Origin of the sequence: Nonomuraea sp. NPDC049725 (genome assembly GCF_040674795.1) — a bacterium.
Taxonomy (GTDB): domain Bacteria; phylum Actinomycetota; class Actinomycetes; order Streptosporangiales; family Streptosporangiaceae; genus Nonomuraea; species Nonomuraea ceibae.
Genome location: NZ_JBFANJ010000033.1, coordinates 23,311 through 37,830, shown reverse-complemented (window position 1 = coordinate 37,830; position 14,520 = coordinate 23,311). Strand labels below are relative to the sequence as shown.

14 protein-coding genes are annotated in these 14,520 nt (G+C 74.4%); 9 read left to right on the top strand and 5 right to left on the bottom strand.

Annotated features, from left to right (window positions below):
* Positions 1-115: 115 nt before the first annotated feature.
* Positions 116-562 carry a CBS domain-containing protein gene (locus AB0J53_RS44490; RefSeq protein ID WP_364184240.1) on the bottom strand — a complete coding sequence of 149 codons (447 nt, stop codon included), beginning with the start codon at positions 560-562 and terminating at the stop codon, positions 116-118.
* A gap of 144 nt (positions 563-706) precedes the next feature.
* Here AB0J53_RS44490 and cseB point away from each other — a divergent pair, with 144 nt between their 5' ends.
* From cseB to AB0J53_RS44475, 3 genes are all read left to right on the top strand, one after another.
* On the top strand, positions 707-1,390 hold the full coding sequence (gene cseB / locus AB0J53_RS44485) for a two-component system response regulator CseB (RefSeq protein WP_364184237.1): 684 nt from the start codon (positions 707-709) through the stop codon (positions 1,388-1,390).
* A complete protein-coding gene (locus tag AB0J53_RS44480; protein ID WP_364184235.1) occupies positions 1,387-2,622 on the top strand; it encodes a HAMP domain-containing sensor histidine kinase in 1,236 nt (411 codons plus the stop codon). The genes cseB and AB0J53_RS44480 overlap by 4 nt, the downstream gene beginning before the upstream one ends.
* Before the next feature lie 96 nt (positions 2,623-2,718).
* Positions 2,719-3,552 carry a serine hydrolase gene (locus tag AB0J53_RS44475; protein WP_364184232.1) on the top strand — a complete coding sequence of 278 codons (834 nt, stop codon included), beginning with the start codon at positions 2,719-2,721 and terminating at the stop codon, positions 3,550-3,552.
* A gap of 178 nt (positions 3,553-3,730) precedes the next feature.
* Here the strand turns inward: AB0J53_RS44475 and AB0J53_RS44470 are convergent, their stop codons facing one another.
* A complete protein-coding gene (locus AB0J53_RS44470; RefSeq protein WP_364184229.1) occupies positions 3,731-4,417 on the bottom strand; it encodes a response regulator transcription factor in 687 nt (228 codons plus the stop codon).
* A complete protein-coding gene (locus tag AB0J53_RS44465; protein WP_364184227.1) occupies positions 4,414-5,280 on the bottom strand; it encodes a histidine kinase in 867 nt (288 codons plus the stop codon). The genes AB0J53_RS44470 and AB0J53_RS44465 overlap by 4 nt, the downstream gene beginning before the upstream one ends.
* Positions 5,281-5,572: 292 nt before the next feature.
* Here AB0J53_RS44465 and AB0J53_RS44460 point away from each other — a divergent pair, with 292 nt between their 5' ends.
* Together AB0J53_RS44460 and AB0J53_RS44455 are read left to right on the top strand one after the other, a co-directional pair.
* Positions 5,573-6,265 (top strand): ABC transporter ATP-binding protein, encoded by a 693-nt coding sequence (locus AB0J53_RS44460; protein ID WP_364184224.1) that lies wholly within the window; start codon positions 5,573-5,575, stop codon positions 6,263-6,265.
* A gap of 622 nt (positions 6,266-6,887) precedes the next feature.
* The gene (locus AB0J53_RS44455; protein WP_364184222.1) at positions 6,888-9,191 is read left to right on the top strand and encodes an FtsX-like permease family protein; all 2,304 of its coding nucleotides are present in this window, start codon (positions 6,888-6,890) and stop codon (positions 9,189-9,191) included.
* Between the two features lie 215 nt (positions 9,192-9,406).
* Here the strand turns inward: AB0J53_RS44455 and AB0J53_RS44450 are convergent, their stop codons facing one another.
* Positions 9,407-10,009, bottom strand: coding sequence for a TetR/AcrR family transcriptional regulator (locus AB0J53_RS44450; protein ID WP_364184219.1), 603 nt, complete (start codon positions 10,007-10,009; stop codon positions 9,407-9,409).
* 79 nt (positions 10,010-10,088) lie between these two features.
* On the opposite strand from AB0J53_RS44450, the gene AB0J53_RS44445 reads away from it, so the two are divergent.
* The 4 genes from AB0J53_RS44445 to AB0J53_RS44430 all read left to right on the top strand — a co-directional run bounded on the left by AB0J53_RS44445 (position 10,089) and on the right by AB0J53_RS44430 (position 12,421).
* Positions 10,089-10,472: a nuclear transport factor 2 family protein gene (locus AB0J53_RS44445; RefSeq protein ID WP_364184217.1), complete on the top strand. Its 384-nt coding sequence runs from the start codon at positions 10,089-10,091 to the stop codon at positions 10,470-10,472.
* On the top strand, positions 10,469-10,687 hold the full coding sequence (locus AB0J53_RS44440) for a heavy-metal-associated domain-containing protein (RefSeq protein ID WP_364184214.1): 219 nt from the start codon (positions 10,469-10,471) through the stop codon (positions 10,685-10,687). Before AB0J53_RS44445 ends, AB0J53_RS44440 begins: the two co-directional genes overlap by 4 nt.
* Before the next feature lie 114 nt (positions 10,688-10,801).
* Positions 10,802-11,434 (top strand): response regulator transcription factor, encoded by a 633-nt coding sequence (locus tag AB0J53_RS44435; protein WP_219508619.1) that lies wholly within the window; start codon positions 10,802-10,804, stop codon positions 11,432-11,434.
* 126 nt (positions 11,435-11,560) lie between these two features.
* Positions 11,561-12,421, top strand: a complete 861-nt coding sequence (locus tag AB0J53_RS44430; protein ID WP_364184210.1) for a fumarylacetoacetate hydrolase family protein — start codon at positions 11,561-11,563, stop codon at positions 12,419-12,421.
* On the opposite strand, the gene AB0J53_RS44425 is transcribed toward AB0J53_RS44430, so the two are convergent.
* Positions 12,418-14,421, bottom strand: a complete 2,004-nt coding sequence (locus AB0J53_RS44425; RefSeq protein WP_364184207.1) for a SpoIIE family protein phosphatase — start codon at positions 14,419-14,421, stop codon at positions 12,418-12,420. The genes AB0J53_RS44430 and AB0J53_RS44425 overlap by 4 nt on opposite strands.
* Positions 14,422-14,520: the final 99 nt, after the last annotated feature.

Below are 14,520 nucleotides of genomic sequence, written 5' to 3'. Positions count from 1 at the left end.
ATCAACAACATGATCCCCGCCCCGCCCAGCGCCGCCGCCACCCGATGCACCTTCTCCGACGCGATCAACGCGTACGCGACAAGGAACACCGCCACGCTCACCCAGGCGAGCGCCGTCATGCGCCGAGCGCCCGGTCGAGCAGCGCCTGGAGCGTGACCGCGCCCAGCAGGCGGCCGTCGCGGACGACGGCGACCAGCGGGCTGCGGGTGCGCGCCATCAGCGCGGCCAGCTCCAGCACGGTGGCGTCCTCGTCGGTGATCGGCAGCTCGCGCCACCGGCCGGACGGCAGCGCCTCGCGCACCGTGCGGCCGTCGAGCCGGTCCAGGAACGCGTCGGCGTGCGCCTCGTCCACCACGCGGGCCAGCGCCGGGTCGTCCTGGCAGTAGCCCGGCACGGCCAGGCGCAGCACCTCGGCGCCGGGCAGGATCGTGAGCGGCGCACGGTCGCCGCCGGTGACGATGAGTCCGGGCAGGTCCTGCTCGGCCAGCAGTCTCGCGGCTTCGAGCACGGGGGTGTCGGGGCCGACGACGGGGAAGTCGGCAAGGAGGTCTCGGGCGCGCACGCGCACATCCTTCGTTCGACGGGGATGGGACGTGCCGACCAGACTTCCCGGCTCACCTGACCATGACGGTATCACCCGTCCCGGGGTGAGCAGCAGATCACACCAGGCACGTATCACCGCATTTCGCTCAATATTGTTCATCTCATGACATCCCTGCTGCTCGTCGAAGATGACGCGGTGATCCGCACCTCGGTCGGCCGGGCCCTGGAGCGCTACGGCTACCGGGTGTCCACCGCCGCCGACGGCCTCGGCGGGCTGGAGGCGGCGCTGGCGGGCGGCCACGACCTGCTGCTGCTGGACGTGATGCTGCCCGGCCTGGACGGCATCAGCCTGTGCCGCAGGGTCCGGGAGAGCAGCCAGGTGCCCATCCTGCTGCTGTCGGCCCGCGGCGACGGCCTGGACGTCGTCGCCGGGCTGGAGGGCGGCGCCGACGACTACGTGGTCAAACCGGTCGACCTGCCGGTGCTGGTGGCCAGGATCCGCTCGCTGCTGCGCCGCGCCGCCGTCGCCCAGCCCTCCCCCGCGTCCGGGCAGGCGGGCGCGGTGCTCACGTTCGGCGAGCTGAGCGTCGACACCGGGGCGCTGGAGGTGCGGCGGGCCGGGCGGCGCGTCGAGCTGACGCCGACCGAACTGCGGCTGCTGCTGGAGTTCGCCGCCCACCCCGGCATCGTGCTCGAACGGGCCACGCTGCTGCGCACGGTCTGGGACTACGGGTGGGACGGCGACAGCCGCGTCGTCGACCTGTGCGTGCAGCGGCTGCGCAAGAAGATCGGCGCCGGCCGCATCGAGACCGTGCGCGGGTTCGGCTACAAGCTGACCACCACGTGAACCCGGCCTCGCTGCGGTGGAAGATCGCCGCCCTCGTCACGCTCGCCGCCGCCGTCGCCGCCGCCATGGTCGGGCTCCTCGTGCACCAGGCCACCTGGCAGCGCGCCCTGGACACCGGCGAGACCGAGGCCCTGGACGCCCTGGAGAAGTCCCTCGCCTCCGGCCGGCCCGGCGTGGTCGCCCTCGCCGAACTGCCCGGCGACCTGGCGGCCCGGCTGCGGCCCGGCCGCCCGGCCGTCGGGTACGGCCTCGACCACCGCGACGAGCCGTGGATGTGGGCCGCCCAGCCGTACGGCGACGGCCGGCACGCGGTCAGCGTGCAGATCTCGATGGGCTCGCAGCTGCTCCGGCTGCACGCGCTCGACCGCGACATGGCCAAGGCCGCGCTGACCGCGCTCGCCGTGGTGGTGCCGGTCTCGGCGGGCCTGGCCGAGCTGGCCAACCGGCGGCTGCGCCGCGTCGCCCGTACCGCCCGCAGGATCGCCGCCGGCGACCTCGACGCCCGCACCGGCCCCGCACCGCCGCGCCGGGCGCGATGGCGCGGCCGGGACGAGATCACCGACATCGCCGCCGCCGTCGACTCCATGGCGGCCGCGCTCCAGCACCGGCTGCTGGCCGAGCAGCGGTTCACCGCCGACGTCGCCCACGACCTGCGCACCCCGCTGATGGGGCTGGTCGCCGTCGTCGAGCTGCTGGAGGAGGGCGAGGCGGCCGACCTGGTACGCGACCGGGTGCGGGTGCTGCGCTCGCTGGTGGAGGACCTGCTGGAGGTCTCCCGGCTGGACGCGGGCGCCGAGGTCGCCGAGCGGGCCCGGGTGCCGCTGGCCGAGCTGGCCGAGGAGTCGGCGGCCCGGGTGGGCGTCGAGGCGCGGGTGATCGCCGCCGGGAACCCGGTGGCCGAGACGGACCCGCGCCGCCTCGACCGGATCCTCGCCAACCTCGTGCTCAACGCCCACCGCCACGGCGCCCCGCCGGTCGAGATCACGATCGGCGTCACGACCGGCGGCCACGTGATCGAGGTCCGCGACCGGGGGCCGGGCTTCCCCGCGGAGCTCCTGGACGGCGGCCCCGAACGCTTCCGCACCGGCGCCGCCGAACGCGGCCACGGCCACGGCCTCGGGCTGACGATCGCGCTGGGCCAGGCCCGGGTCATCGGCGCCGAGCTGTCCCTGGCCAACACGCCGGACGGCGCCGTGGCCGTGCTGCGCCTCCCCCGCGGGCCCGCAGGCTGATACACGGCCGATACACGGCCGAGCGGCGGCGGAGACACGGTCACGGCCTGACGGATACGGCGATGGCGCACCGTTTCCGGCATGCGATGTACGTTCATGCTTGTCTTGTTGCTGGTGAGCGCGTGCTCGGCCGTTCCGTCCGGGGCCGCGGCGCTGCCGTGGCCCGCCGAAGGGCAGGCGGCGGTCGAGGTCGACGGCCTGGGCAGCCTGGGCGCCACCGGCGACCGCGAACCGGTGCCCATCGCCAGCCTCACCAAGGTCATGACCGCCTACGTGATCCTGCGCCGCCACCCGCTCCGGCCCGGCGACGACGGCCCGCCGATCACGGTGGACCGCACTGCCGCCGAGGAGGCGTACGCGCCGCAGGAGTCGACCGTCCCGGTCCGCGAAGGTCAGACGATCCGGCTGCGGCGGCTGCTGGAGCTGATGCTGGTGCCCTCGGGCAACAACGCGGCCCGCCTCCTGGCCCGTCACGACGCCGGCTCCGAGGCGCGGTTCGTCCAGCGGATGAACGCAGCCGCCCGCCGTCTGGGCATGGCCGACACCACCTACACGGGCGCCAGCGGCAACGAGGACACCACCGTCAGCACCGCCTCCGACCAGCTCAAGCTCGCCCGGGCGGCGATGCGCGACCCGGCGTTCCGCGCGATCGTGGCGTCGCCGGGCACGGCCGTCCCCGGCGACGCCCGCACGCTGCCCAGCACCAACACGCTGCTCGGCAGGCACGGCGTCATCGGCGTCAAGACCGGCTCCGGCACCGCCGCCGGAGGCAACCTCATGTGGGCCTCCCGGGTACGGGGCCGCCTGGTGCTCGGCGTCATCCTCGGACAGGCGGCCGGCACCAACCCGGTCGCGGCCAAGGCCGCGGCCCTGGAGGCGGGCAGCCGGATGACGGCGGCGGTCGAGCAGCACCTAACCCGATCACGCTGAGCCGTATGCCGCCGGGCGGCGGCGCCTGCCCGCCCGCCTCCGGCACCGCAGCGGCGGGCCCCGCACGAGCTCCAGCGCCCGGCCCGCCGGGCTCGGCGCCATCCGTCGCGCCCGAGACCGGCGGCCGGTGATCTCCCGGTGCTCCCGCAGCTCGATCAAGCGGGTTGGCTCCCCGTCCTCAGTACGAGGAATCTCCCGGGGAGACGAGCCCCGTCTCGTACGCGAGCACGACGGCCTGGGCACGGTCACGCAGGCCGAGCTTGGTGAAGATGCGGCCGACATGGGTCTTGACGGTCGACTCGCTCAGCGTGAGCGCACCGGCCAGCTCCGCGTTGGACAGGCCCTGCCCCACGAGCGTCAGCACCTCGAGCTCCCGGGGTGTCAGGGCGGCGAGGTCACGGTGCGGGGCGGGCGCGCGGGCCGGCTGACGGTCACCGGCGGCGAACCGCTCCACCAGCCGCCGGGTGATCGACGGCGCCAGAAGGGCGTCACCGGTGCCGACCAGGCGCACCGCGGCGGCCAGGTGGTCGGCGGTCACGTCCTTGAGCAGGAAGCCGCTCGCGCCGAGCTGGAGGGCGGCGTAGACGTACCGGTCGAGGTCGAACGTGGTCAGCATGATCACCCGGCAGCCGGGGAGCTCCCGCAGGATGTGACCGGCGGCTTCGAGCCCGTCCATGGTGGGCATGCGGATGTCCATCAGCACGACGTCGGGACGCAGCTCCCGCGCGGCGGCGACCGCTTCGGCCCCGTCGGCTGCCTCCCCGGCCACGGGGATGCCCCGGGTGGTGAGGATCAGCCGGAACCCGCTGCGTACCAAAGCCTGGTCGTCGGCGATGAGCACCCGCGGATCTTCGTACGCCGTCATGTGCCGTCCAGCGGGATGCGAGCCCGGACGCGATAGCCGCCGCCCAGCCGTCTTCTGGCGTCAAGATCGCCACCGTAGACGGCGACCCGCTCCCGCAACCCGAGCAACCCGCGCCCAGCCCCCTCCTGGCGACCAGCTTCTCGGTACCGGCCGACCCCTTCCTGATGACCGGTCCCGGACGGTCGATCGGCGGAGGTCAGCACGCTGGGCCCGGTGTTGAGAACCTCCACCCGCAGCGAACGGTCGGCGTATCGCACCGTGACCTGCGCCGTCACGCCGCTGCCGTGCTTGAGCGCGTTGGTGAGCGCCTCCTGCACGATCCGGTACGCGGTGACGTCGATCCCGGCCGGCAGCGGCCGCGGCTCCCCCGAGATCCGCACGTCGACGGGCAGCCCGGCGAAGGCGATCCGGTCGATCAGCGGCCCCAACCGGCTCAGGCTCGGCTGCGGCGCCAGGTCGCCCCCGTACGGCTCGCCGCCCCCGTACGGCTCGTCGTCGCCGCTCTGCGACGGCGCGAGCACCCCCAGCAGGTGGCGCAGCTCGGTCATCGCGTCCCGCCCGGCGCCCTCGACGGCCTTCAACGCGGCCTCCGCCTCACCCGGCATCGTCGGCAGCACCTCACGAGCGGCGGCCGCCTGCACCACCATGAGGCTGACGTTGTGGCTGACGATGTCGTGCAGCTCGCGGGCGATGCGGGCGCGCTCGGCGTCGACGGCGGTGCGGGCGGCGCTCTCACGCTCGCGCTCCAGCAGCCAGCCGCGCTCCTCCAGCGCCTCACGGTGCAGGCGCCGCGCCCTCACCAGCGCCACGGCCAGCCCCGAGGCGACGGCGCAGGTCACCCCCAGCGCGACGTACGACCACACGCCACCACTCTCCCAGACCGCCCCCGAAACCCGCATCAGCCTCCGGACCGATCCCGTACGCCCCCGGTACGACCGCCACCGCCGTCCGGCCATCCGCACGCTCCGGACACAACGCGCCTCAGCCCCGCACGCCCCGAACACGACGAGCACCCGCCCTCCCAGGCCCGTCCCGTACGCCCCCGAGCACTCGCCCTCCCAGGCCCATCCCGTACGCCCCCGGTACGACATGGCCGGGCGAGATCGGTCCCCGGACCGATGTGGGCCGATCGGGTGCTGGCCTAGCGTGCTGCGCGTGAGCCAAGAAGACATCGTGCGGCTGGACGGCGTGCGCAAGGACTACGGCGAGACCTCGGCGCTGGACGGCGTGTCCCTGCGCATCGGCGCGGGCGAGGCCGTCGCGGTGATGGGCCCGTCAGGGTGCGGCAAGTCGACCCTGCTCAACATGATCGCGGGCCTGGACCGCCCGACCGGCGGCTCGGTCGTGGTCGCGGGCCAGGATCTGAGCCGATTGGACGAGACGGGGCTGGCGCTGTTCCGGCGGCGGCACATCGGGATGATCTTCCAGTTCTTCAACCTGGTCGACGACCTGCCGGCGCTGGACAACGTGGCACTGCCGGCCCAGCTCACCGGCATCCCGGCCCGCCAGGCGCGACGGCGTGCGCTGGAGCTGCTGGACGAGCTCGGCATCGCGGGCCGCAAGGACGCCTACCCCGCGGTGCTCAGCGGCGGCGAACGCCAGCGCGTCGCGGTGGCACGCGCCCTGATGAACCGCCCGGCGCTGCTCCTGGCCGACGAGCCGACCGGCGCGCTCGACAGCCGCTTCGGCGAACAGGTGATGGACCTGCTCATCGACCTCAACCAGATCGGCCAGACCCTGCTGCTCGTCACCCACGACCCCCACCTGGCCACCCGCTGCGCCACCCGCCTCATCGAGCTCGCCGACGGCCGGGTGGCCCGCGAGAACATCCTGGAGCACACCGAATGAGCACATGGAGCGTGCAACATGCCTGCGGGACCGGGATGCGCAGCACCGAAGCGAGCGTGCCGGGACGTGCGCAGTGACCCCCACCCCAGGCACCCCCGAACCCCCAGCCGAGCCGCCGTCCGAGCACGTCACCGGGCACCCCTCAGCCCCGCCGCCCAAGCACCCCACCGGGCACCCCTCAGCCCCGCCGCCCAAGCACCCCACCGGGCACCCCTCAGCCCCGCCGCCCAAGCACCCCACCGGGCACCCCTCAGCCCCGCCGTCTGAGCACCCCACCGGGCACCCCTCAGCCCCGCCGTCTGAGCAGCCCGCCGGGCATCCCACCAGACCCCCCTCCCAGCACCTCACAGAATCCCCCTCCGAGTACCCCACCGGGCACCAGTCCGGGCACTCCACCAAGCGCCCGCCCACGCGCCCGTCCGAGCACCGGTCCGGGCACCGAGGCGGGCGGCGGGCGGAAGCCGGAGCCGGGGCAGGGGCAGGGGCAGGAGCGCGAACTGGGGCTGCGACCAGAGCCGGGGCTGGAGCTGGAGTTGGGGCCCAGGCTGGAGCCGGGGCGCAAGCTGGGGCTGGGGCCGGGGCCGGAGGCCGAGCTGGGGCCGGGGCGGGGGCGGTGTGGCGGGTGGCGCGGGCGGCGGTGCGGCGGCGGAGGCTGCAGACGGTCATCACCGGCCTGGTCGTCCTGTGCGGCACCACGACAATCATGCTCACCCTGGGCCTGCTCGACGCCGCCACCTCCCCGTTCGACCGGGCGTTCGCCGGGCAGCGCGGCGCCCACGTGGTCGCCTCCTTCGACGCGGCCAAGGTGTCGAAGGAGGCGCTGGCGGCGACCGCCGGGCGGCCCGGCGTCGAGGCTGCGGCGGGCCCGTTCGACCAGGTCGTCGTCGACTTCCCCAGGACCACCGACATCCCCGAGGCGGAGGGCCCGCTCAAGCTGGTGGGCCGGGCCGATCCGGGCGGCCCGGTGGATCGCGTCCACCCGCTGCACGGGCGCTGGGCCACCGCGCCCGGCGAGATCGTGCTCAACCTGCGCGACGCCGACGGCCTGCTCCGCCCCGGCATGCTGGGGGCGCGGCTCCGTGCGCCGGGGCTGCCGCCGTTGACGGTCGTCGGGGTCGCCTCCGGCATGAGCCAGTCGGCCGACGCCTGGGTCACGCCCGCCCAGGCCGCCGCGCTGCGCCCGACCGGCGTGCAGATGCTCTACCGCTTCACCGGCGACACCTCCACCGAGCAGGCCGTACGCGCCGGGCTCGACGCGGCCACCGCCGGGCTGCCCGCGGGCGCGCTGACGGTAGCGCAGTCCCATCTCTCGCTGCGCCGCGCCTTCTCCAGCGCCGCCAACGCCTATCTGCCGCTGATGACGCTGTTCGGCGTGCTCGGCCTGCTGGTCGCCGTCCTCATGGTGGCCAACGTGGTCAGCGGCGCCGTCGTGTCGGGTTCGCGCCACATCGGCGTGCTGAAGGCCATCGGGTTCACCCCCAACCAGGTGGTCGCCGTCTATCTGGCGATGGTGTCGCTGCCGGGCGCCGCCGGGTGCGTCGCGGGCACGCTGCTGGGCAACGCACTGGCCGGGCCCGTGCTGGACACCGCCTTCCAGGGGGTCGAGCGCGGCAGCGCCGGCATCGGGATCAGCCCGTGGGTGTCCGCCGTCTGCTTGGCCGGCATGCCGCTCGTCGTCGTACTGGCCGCGCTGGTGCCGGCGCTGCGCGCGCACCGGCTGCCGGCCGCGCGGGCGATCAGCGCGGGCGGCGCAGGCAGCGCGCCGCTACGGGGCCGCGGGCTGCGCGTCCAGCGGCTGCTCGGCGGCACCCGGCTGCCCCGCCCCGTCAGCCTGGGTCTGGGCCAGCCGTTCGCCCGCCCGGGCCGGACCGCGATGACGATGGCGGCGATCGTCCTCGGGGTCGTCACCGTCACCCTCACCACCGGCCTGACCAGCACGATGGTGGCCTTCGCCGAGGCGGACGCCGGCACGGCCCCGCGGGTCGGCGTGCGGGCGGGCCAGCCGGCGTTCCAGCAGGTGGCGCCCAAGCTCGACGACGAGCGGATCGAGGCGCTGCTGCGGTCGCTGCCGGGCGCGTCGCGCGTGACGGCGAAGGTGTTCGTCGACGTGCACCTGACCGGGCACGCGCAGCGCAGCGCCGTGAACTTCCAGCGCGGCGACCCACCGGCGATGGCCGCCCAGATCGTCGAGGGACGCTGGCCGGCCGCGCCCGGCGAGATCGCCGCCCCGCCGGCGTTCCTGGCGCAGCGCGGCCTGGCCGTCGGCGACCGGATCACGCTGGAGCTCGACGGCAGACGGGTCCCCGCCGCCGTCGTCGGCCAGATCATGAACGGCGACCCGCGCTTCCTCTGGTCCACCTGGGAGACGCTGACCGCGCTCGCCCCGGGCACCGGCGCCGACCACTACGAGGTACTGCTCACCCCAGGGGCCGACGCCGACGCCTACGCCGCCGCGGTCAGGGCGGCCGACCCCGGCCTCCACCCGTCCGTCGCCCGCCCCGACACCCGCGCCACCGCGACCGTCGTCGCGGTCGCCTCCGTCTTCACCACGCTGCTGATCGTCGTGGCGTCGCTCGGCGTGTTCAACACCGTACTGCTCAACGCCCGCGAACGCCGCCGCGACCTGGGCATGCTCAAGTCCATCGGGATGACGCCCCGCCAGGTCACGATCATGATGGTGACGTCGATGGCGGCGCTGGGCGTGGCCGGCGGCCTGCTCGGCATCCCCGGCGGGATCGCCGCGCACCGCCTGATCGTCGACAACGTGGGCACCGTCGTGTTCCCCGAGGCCATGAAGAACGTCTGGGACGCGCCGCAGCTCGTAGGGGCGGCGCTGTCGGGCGTGGTGATCGCCGTCCTCGGCGCCCTGCTCCCCGCCCGCTCGGCAGCCCGCCAGACGATCGCCACCGTCCTGCACAACGAGTGACCGCAGTGATCAGGAAAAGACGGCCCACTCGCGCCTACGCGCCGAGCGGCCCCCTGCGCAACATCGGCATCGGCACGTTCGGTGCGGGGCGAGCCGCAGAAGCCCGTACGGCAGGGGCCGCTCTCGCCGGTGAGGTTGTTTCACGTGTACGGGCGCGTACGACGTGCGGCTTCCCAGGCGCGGGATTGCGTCGTCGAGCCGGCCGGGTGGTCGCCCTATGCGGTCTTGCCGGGTTCGGGGAGTGGTGGTGGGGCGGCGAGGGCGCGCAGGAGGGTGGTGTGGAACGCGCGGGTGGCTTCGGCTCGGGACAGGCGGCCTGCGGCGGTCTCCTCGGCGGCGGCGTGGGTGAGCTTGATGGTGACGGTGGCCAGCCAGGCGGCCGGGAGCCGGTCGTCGAACTCGCCGCTGTCCTGGCCGCGCCGGATGACCCGCAGGAGGCGATCGCTGATGGGGGCGTGGCGTTCGTGGTCGTCCTGCGGGGGCACGGCCACGGAGCTGATCTTCTCCAGCAGGGCGGGGTAGCGTCCGGCGGTCTCGGCGCCGGCGTCGAGCAGGCGCAGCAGCGCGGCGGCGGCCGGGCCGGTGTCGGGGCCGGTGGCGTCCATGGCGGCGGCGGTCTCTTCGGTGAGCCGGTCGACGACGGCCGCGAGCAGCCGGTCCCGGTTGGGGAAGTGGGCGTAGACGGTCTGGCGGGTGACGCCGGCGGCCGTGGCGATGGCTTCGACGCTGGCGTCGGGCCGGGTGCCGAGCAGGCGCACCGCGGCGTCCAGGACGGCGGCCCGGCTGCGCTGGGCGTCGGCACGGCGGTTGGGAGTCATCTCTTACACCTTGTCAAAATTGTGGGGCCACGCATATCTTACAACGCGTAAGAGATCGTACCGTTGGCGAAGGAAGACCGTGATCACCACCGATCCCGCGCAGTTCATCACCGACTTCTACTCCTCCTTCCACGACGACCTCGTCTCCACCGACGAGGACGCGGCCGTGATCGTCGACCGCTATCACACGCCGGACGTCGTCCAGTACGCCGACGGCAACCGCATGGACCGCGGCAAGCTCATCGCGCACACCCGCCCGGTCCGCAAGAACCGGCCCACCAGCCGCATCGAGGTGCACGACGCGCTGGCCGACGGCGACCGGCTCGCCGCCCGCTACACCCTGTACGTGCACAACCGCGGCAAGGACCTGGCCATCGAGGTGCACTTCTTCGGCCGGTTCGCGCCCGACGGCCGTCTGCGCGAGGGCAACTCCTTCACCCGCACCGTCAAGGAGTTCGCATGATCACCGGCACGTACACCGTGGCCGGGATGGCGTGCGGCCACTGCGCGGACGCCGTCACCGAGGAGGTGGAGCGCGTCGCCGGGGTCACCGCCGTCGCCGTGGACGTGGAGCACGACACGATGACCGTGACCAGCAACCGCCCCCTGAACGTCGAGGAGGTGCGCGCCGCCGTCGAGGAGGCCGGCTACGAACTCCTGAACACCGAGGCCCAGTAACAGACGCCCGGAAAGGCGCACCCGAAGTGACCGGCCGGGACGTACGGCGCCGGCCGGCACCCGGCGGCCCTGACCCGGCGGCCCTGACACAGCGCGCCTGACACAATGGCGTGAATGGTCACCCGTGTCCTCATCGCCGACGACCAGAGCGGCATCCGTGAAGCGTTCCGGCTGATCCTCGACGCCCAGCCCGACATCACCGTGGTGGCCGAGGCCGCCGACGGGCTGGCCGCCATCGAGACCGCCAGGGCGATCGGGCCGGACGTGGTGCTCGCCGACATCCGCATGCCGGGCGCCGACGGCATCGAGGTGGCCCGGGCCCTGTCGGGTACCGGCGTGCACGTGGTGATCGTGACGACGTTCGGGCTGGACGAGTACGTGCACGCGGCGCTGCGGCACGGGGCCTCCGGCTTCGTGCTCAAACGCTCCGGGCCCGCGCTGCTCGTGGAGGCGGTGCGGGCGGCGGTGAACGGCGACATGCTGATCAGCCCGCAGCTCACCGTACGGCTGCTGCGCGAGCGCGCGCTGCCCCGGGAGGCGACGGCCGTCGTCCTCACCGAGCGGGAGGACGAGATCGTCGCCCTGGTCGCCCAGGGCAGGACGAACGGGGAGATCGCCGCCGAGCTGTTCCTGTCGCCGGGCACCGTCAAGAACCACATCGCGGCCATCCAGCGCAAGGTGGGCGCGCGGAACCGGGTGGCGATCGCCGCCTGGGCCTGGGCCAACGGCCGCGTCACCGACCTGTAGGCCGACCCCGCCGCACGGGCCCCGGCCCCACACCCCGGCCCCGCACCCCCGGCCCCGCGCCCCGCACCCCCGCGCCCCGGGCCCCGGGCGCCGCCCGGCGGCCGTGGTCCGCCTACGATCGACTCCATGAGGCACATCGTGCGCTATGCCCGGAATGGCGAGATCCGAGCCGGAGTTCAGACCGGCGACACCGTGCACCCTCTCCCGCTCCCTCTCCCGGAACTTCTCCGCCTCCCCCTCGACGACCTGCGCGACCTCGTCACCGCCGCCGACGACAGCACGCCCCCGGAGCCCGCCCCGGACACCACCCTCGCCCCCGTCGACGGCCGCATGGAGGTCTGGGCCGCCGGGGTCACCTACCGCCGCTCCCGCCAGGCCCGCGTCACCGAGAGCGAGGCCGACGCCGACGTCTACGAACGCGTCTACGACGCCGAACGCCCCGAGCTGTTCTTCAAGTCCACCGCCTGGCGCGTCGTCGGCCCCGGCGGCACGATCGCCGTCCGCCAGGACTCCGTCATCGACGTCCCCGAACCGGAGCTGGCCCTCGTCGTCAACGCCCACGGCGAGATCGCCGGCTACACCGTCTGCGACGACGTCAGCTCCCGCACGATCGAGGGCGCCAACCCCCTCTACCTGCCCCAGGCCAAGGTCTACCTGGGCGCCTGCGCCCTCGGCCCCGCGATCCGCCCCGCCTGGGAGGTCCCGGACCCGTACGCGCTGCCGATCAGCATGCGCATCCACCGGGGCGGCGCCCTCGCCTGGTCAGGCGAGGCTTCCACGGCGGAGCTGCACCGCCGCCTCGACGACCTGGTCGCGCACCTGTTCGCCGCCGACGTGCACCCTGACGGCGTCGTGCTGGCCACCGGGACCTGCCTCGTCCCCGACCTGCCGTTCACGCTGGCCACCGGCGACACGGTCCACATCGAGATCGGCGAGGTCGGCGCCCTCACCACCGGCGTCGTGCGCGGCAGGCCGCCTCTGCCCTAACCGATCGGCTGTTCCGTCCAGATCGTCTTGCCCTCGGGCGTGTAGCGGCTCCCCCATCGCGCCGCCAGCTGCGCCACCAGGAACAGCCCCCGCCCGCCCTCGTCGACCTCGCGCGCCCGCCGCAACCGCGGCTGGGTGCTGCTCGGGTCCGACACCTCGCACACCAGCACCCGCCGGTCGCGGATGAGCCGCAGGCCCACCGGCTCACCCGCGTGCATGATCGCGTTCGTCACCAGCTCGCTCACGATCAGCTCCGTCGTGAACGCGAGCGCGTCCAGCCCCCACAGCGACAACTGCTCGTTGGCCACCATCCGCGCCTGCGCGACGATGGACGGATCCGCCCGGAACTCCCACGACGCCATGTCCCCCTCCGGCACCCCATGCGTGCGCGCCAGCAGCAGCGTCACGTCGTCGGCGCGCGACTCCGGCGACAGCTCCGTCATCAAGCGGTCACTGATCTCCCGCAGCGAGCCGTCCGGCCGGCACAGCCCGTCGAGCCGCCGCCGCAGCGAGTCCATCCCCCCGTCCAGGTCGTGGTCGTCGGCGTCCACCAGCCCGTTCGTGTACAGCGCCAGCACCGCCCCGTCCGGCAGCGTCACCTCCACCGGCTCGAACGGCATGCCGCCCACCCCGAGCGGCGGCCCCGGCATCATCTCCACGAAGGCCGCGGGCCCGCCGGGCGGCACCACCACCGGCGGCGGATGCCCCGCGCTGGCCATCACGCACCGCCGCGTGACCGGGTCGAACACCGCGTACAGGCACGTGGCCTCCATCACGTCCACGCGTTCCAGGTCGGACTCCTCGGCCAGCCGCACCACCAGGTCGTCCATGTGGGCCAGCAGCTCGTCCGGTGACAGGTCCAGGTCCGCCAGCGCCTGGATCGCCGTACGCAGCCTCGCCATCGCCGCCGTCGCGCGCAGCCCGTGCCCCACCACGTCGCCCACCACGAACGCCACCCGCAACGACGACTGCGGGATCACGTCGAACCAGTCGCCCCCCACGCCCGAAGCCCCGCCCGCCGGCACATACGCCCCCGCCGTCTCCGCCGCCGTCAGCGACGCCGGCACCTGCGGCAGCAGGCTCCGCTGCAACGTCACCGCCGCGCGGTGCTCCTGCGCGTAGCGCCGCGCGTTGTCCAGCCCGAGCGCCGCCCGCGAGCCGATCTCCGCCAGCAGCCGCGTGTCCTCGTCGTCGAACGGGTCCGAGCCCGCCGCCCGCCACAGCGTCACCGCGCCCAGCAGCATCCCCCGGGCGCGCAACGGCGCGCACAGCATCGCCCGCGCGTTCTCCGGCACCAGCAGCCGCACCAGCTCCGGCCGGTCCCCCAGCAGCCGCATCGCCTCCTCGGCGGTCAGCGACAGCAGCGACTGCCCGAGCCAGAACTCCTGCATCTCCCGCAGTTCGGGAATCGGCGGCAGCTCCCACCCGGCCCGGGCCGTCCCCTCCGGCCACGGCCCGCTCACGGCGCACCGGTGGAACCGCAGCGCCACGCCCGGCTGCAGCGGCGACGGCTCCTCGCCGTTCAGCACCGCCATCGACAGGTCCACCGCCGCCAGGTCCGCCAGGCCGGGCACCAGCACCCCCGCCAGGTCCTCGGCCGTCCCCACCACGTCCAGCGACGCGCCGATGCTCGCCGCCGACCGGTACAGCAGCTCCAGCCGCCGCCCCGGGTCCTCGGAGCCCACCTCCGCGAACACCACCAGCACGCCCGACGGCTCCCCGTGGTCCTCCATCCGGAAGGCGGACATCGACACCCACCGCTCGTCGCCGCCGGGCTCGCGCGGCCGGATGACCTGCCACCAGTCCACCACCGGCTCGCCCGTGGCCAGCACCTCGCGCAAGCGCCGCTCGGCCTCCTTCGCCGCGGGCGCGGCCATCAGGTCCCGCAGCCCGCTGCCCTCGGGCAGCGCCAGCCCGCTGCGACGCTCCGCGAACCGGCCGGTGTCGACGACCCGCAGGTCCCGTCCCAGCATCTCGATCCACACGGATGTCGTTCCCACGGGCCACCTCCCCTGTTCCGCCCCCTTCCCGGCGGTCCGGGCAAGAGCCGTCACGCAGGGCAATGATTCAGCAGATCTCTGCTGGTGCGTTCGGTGCGG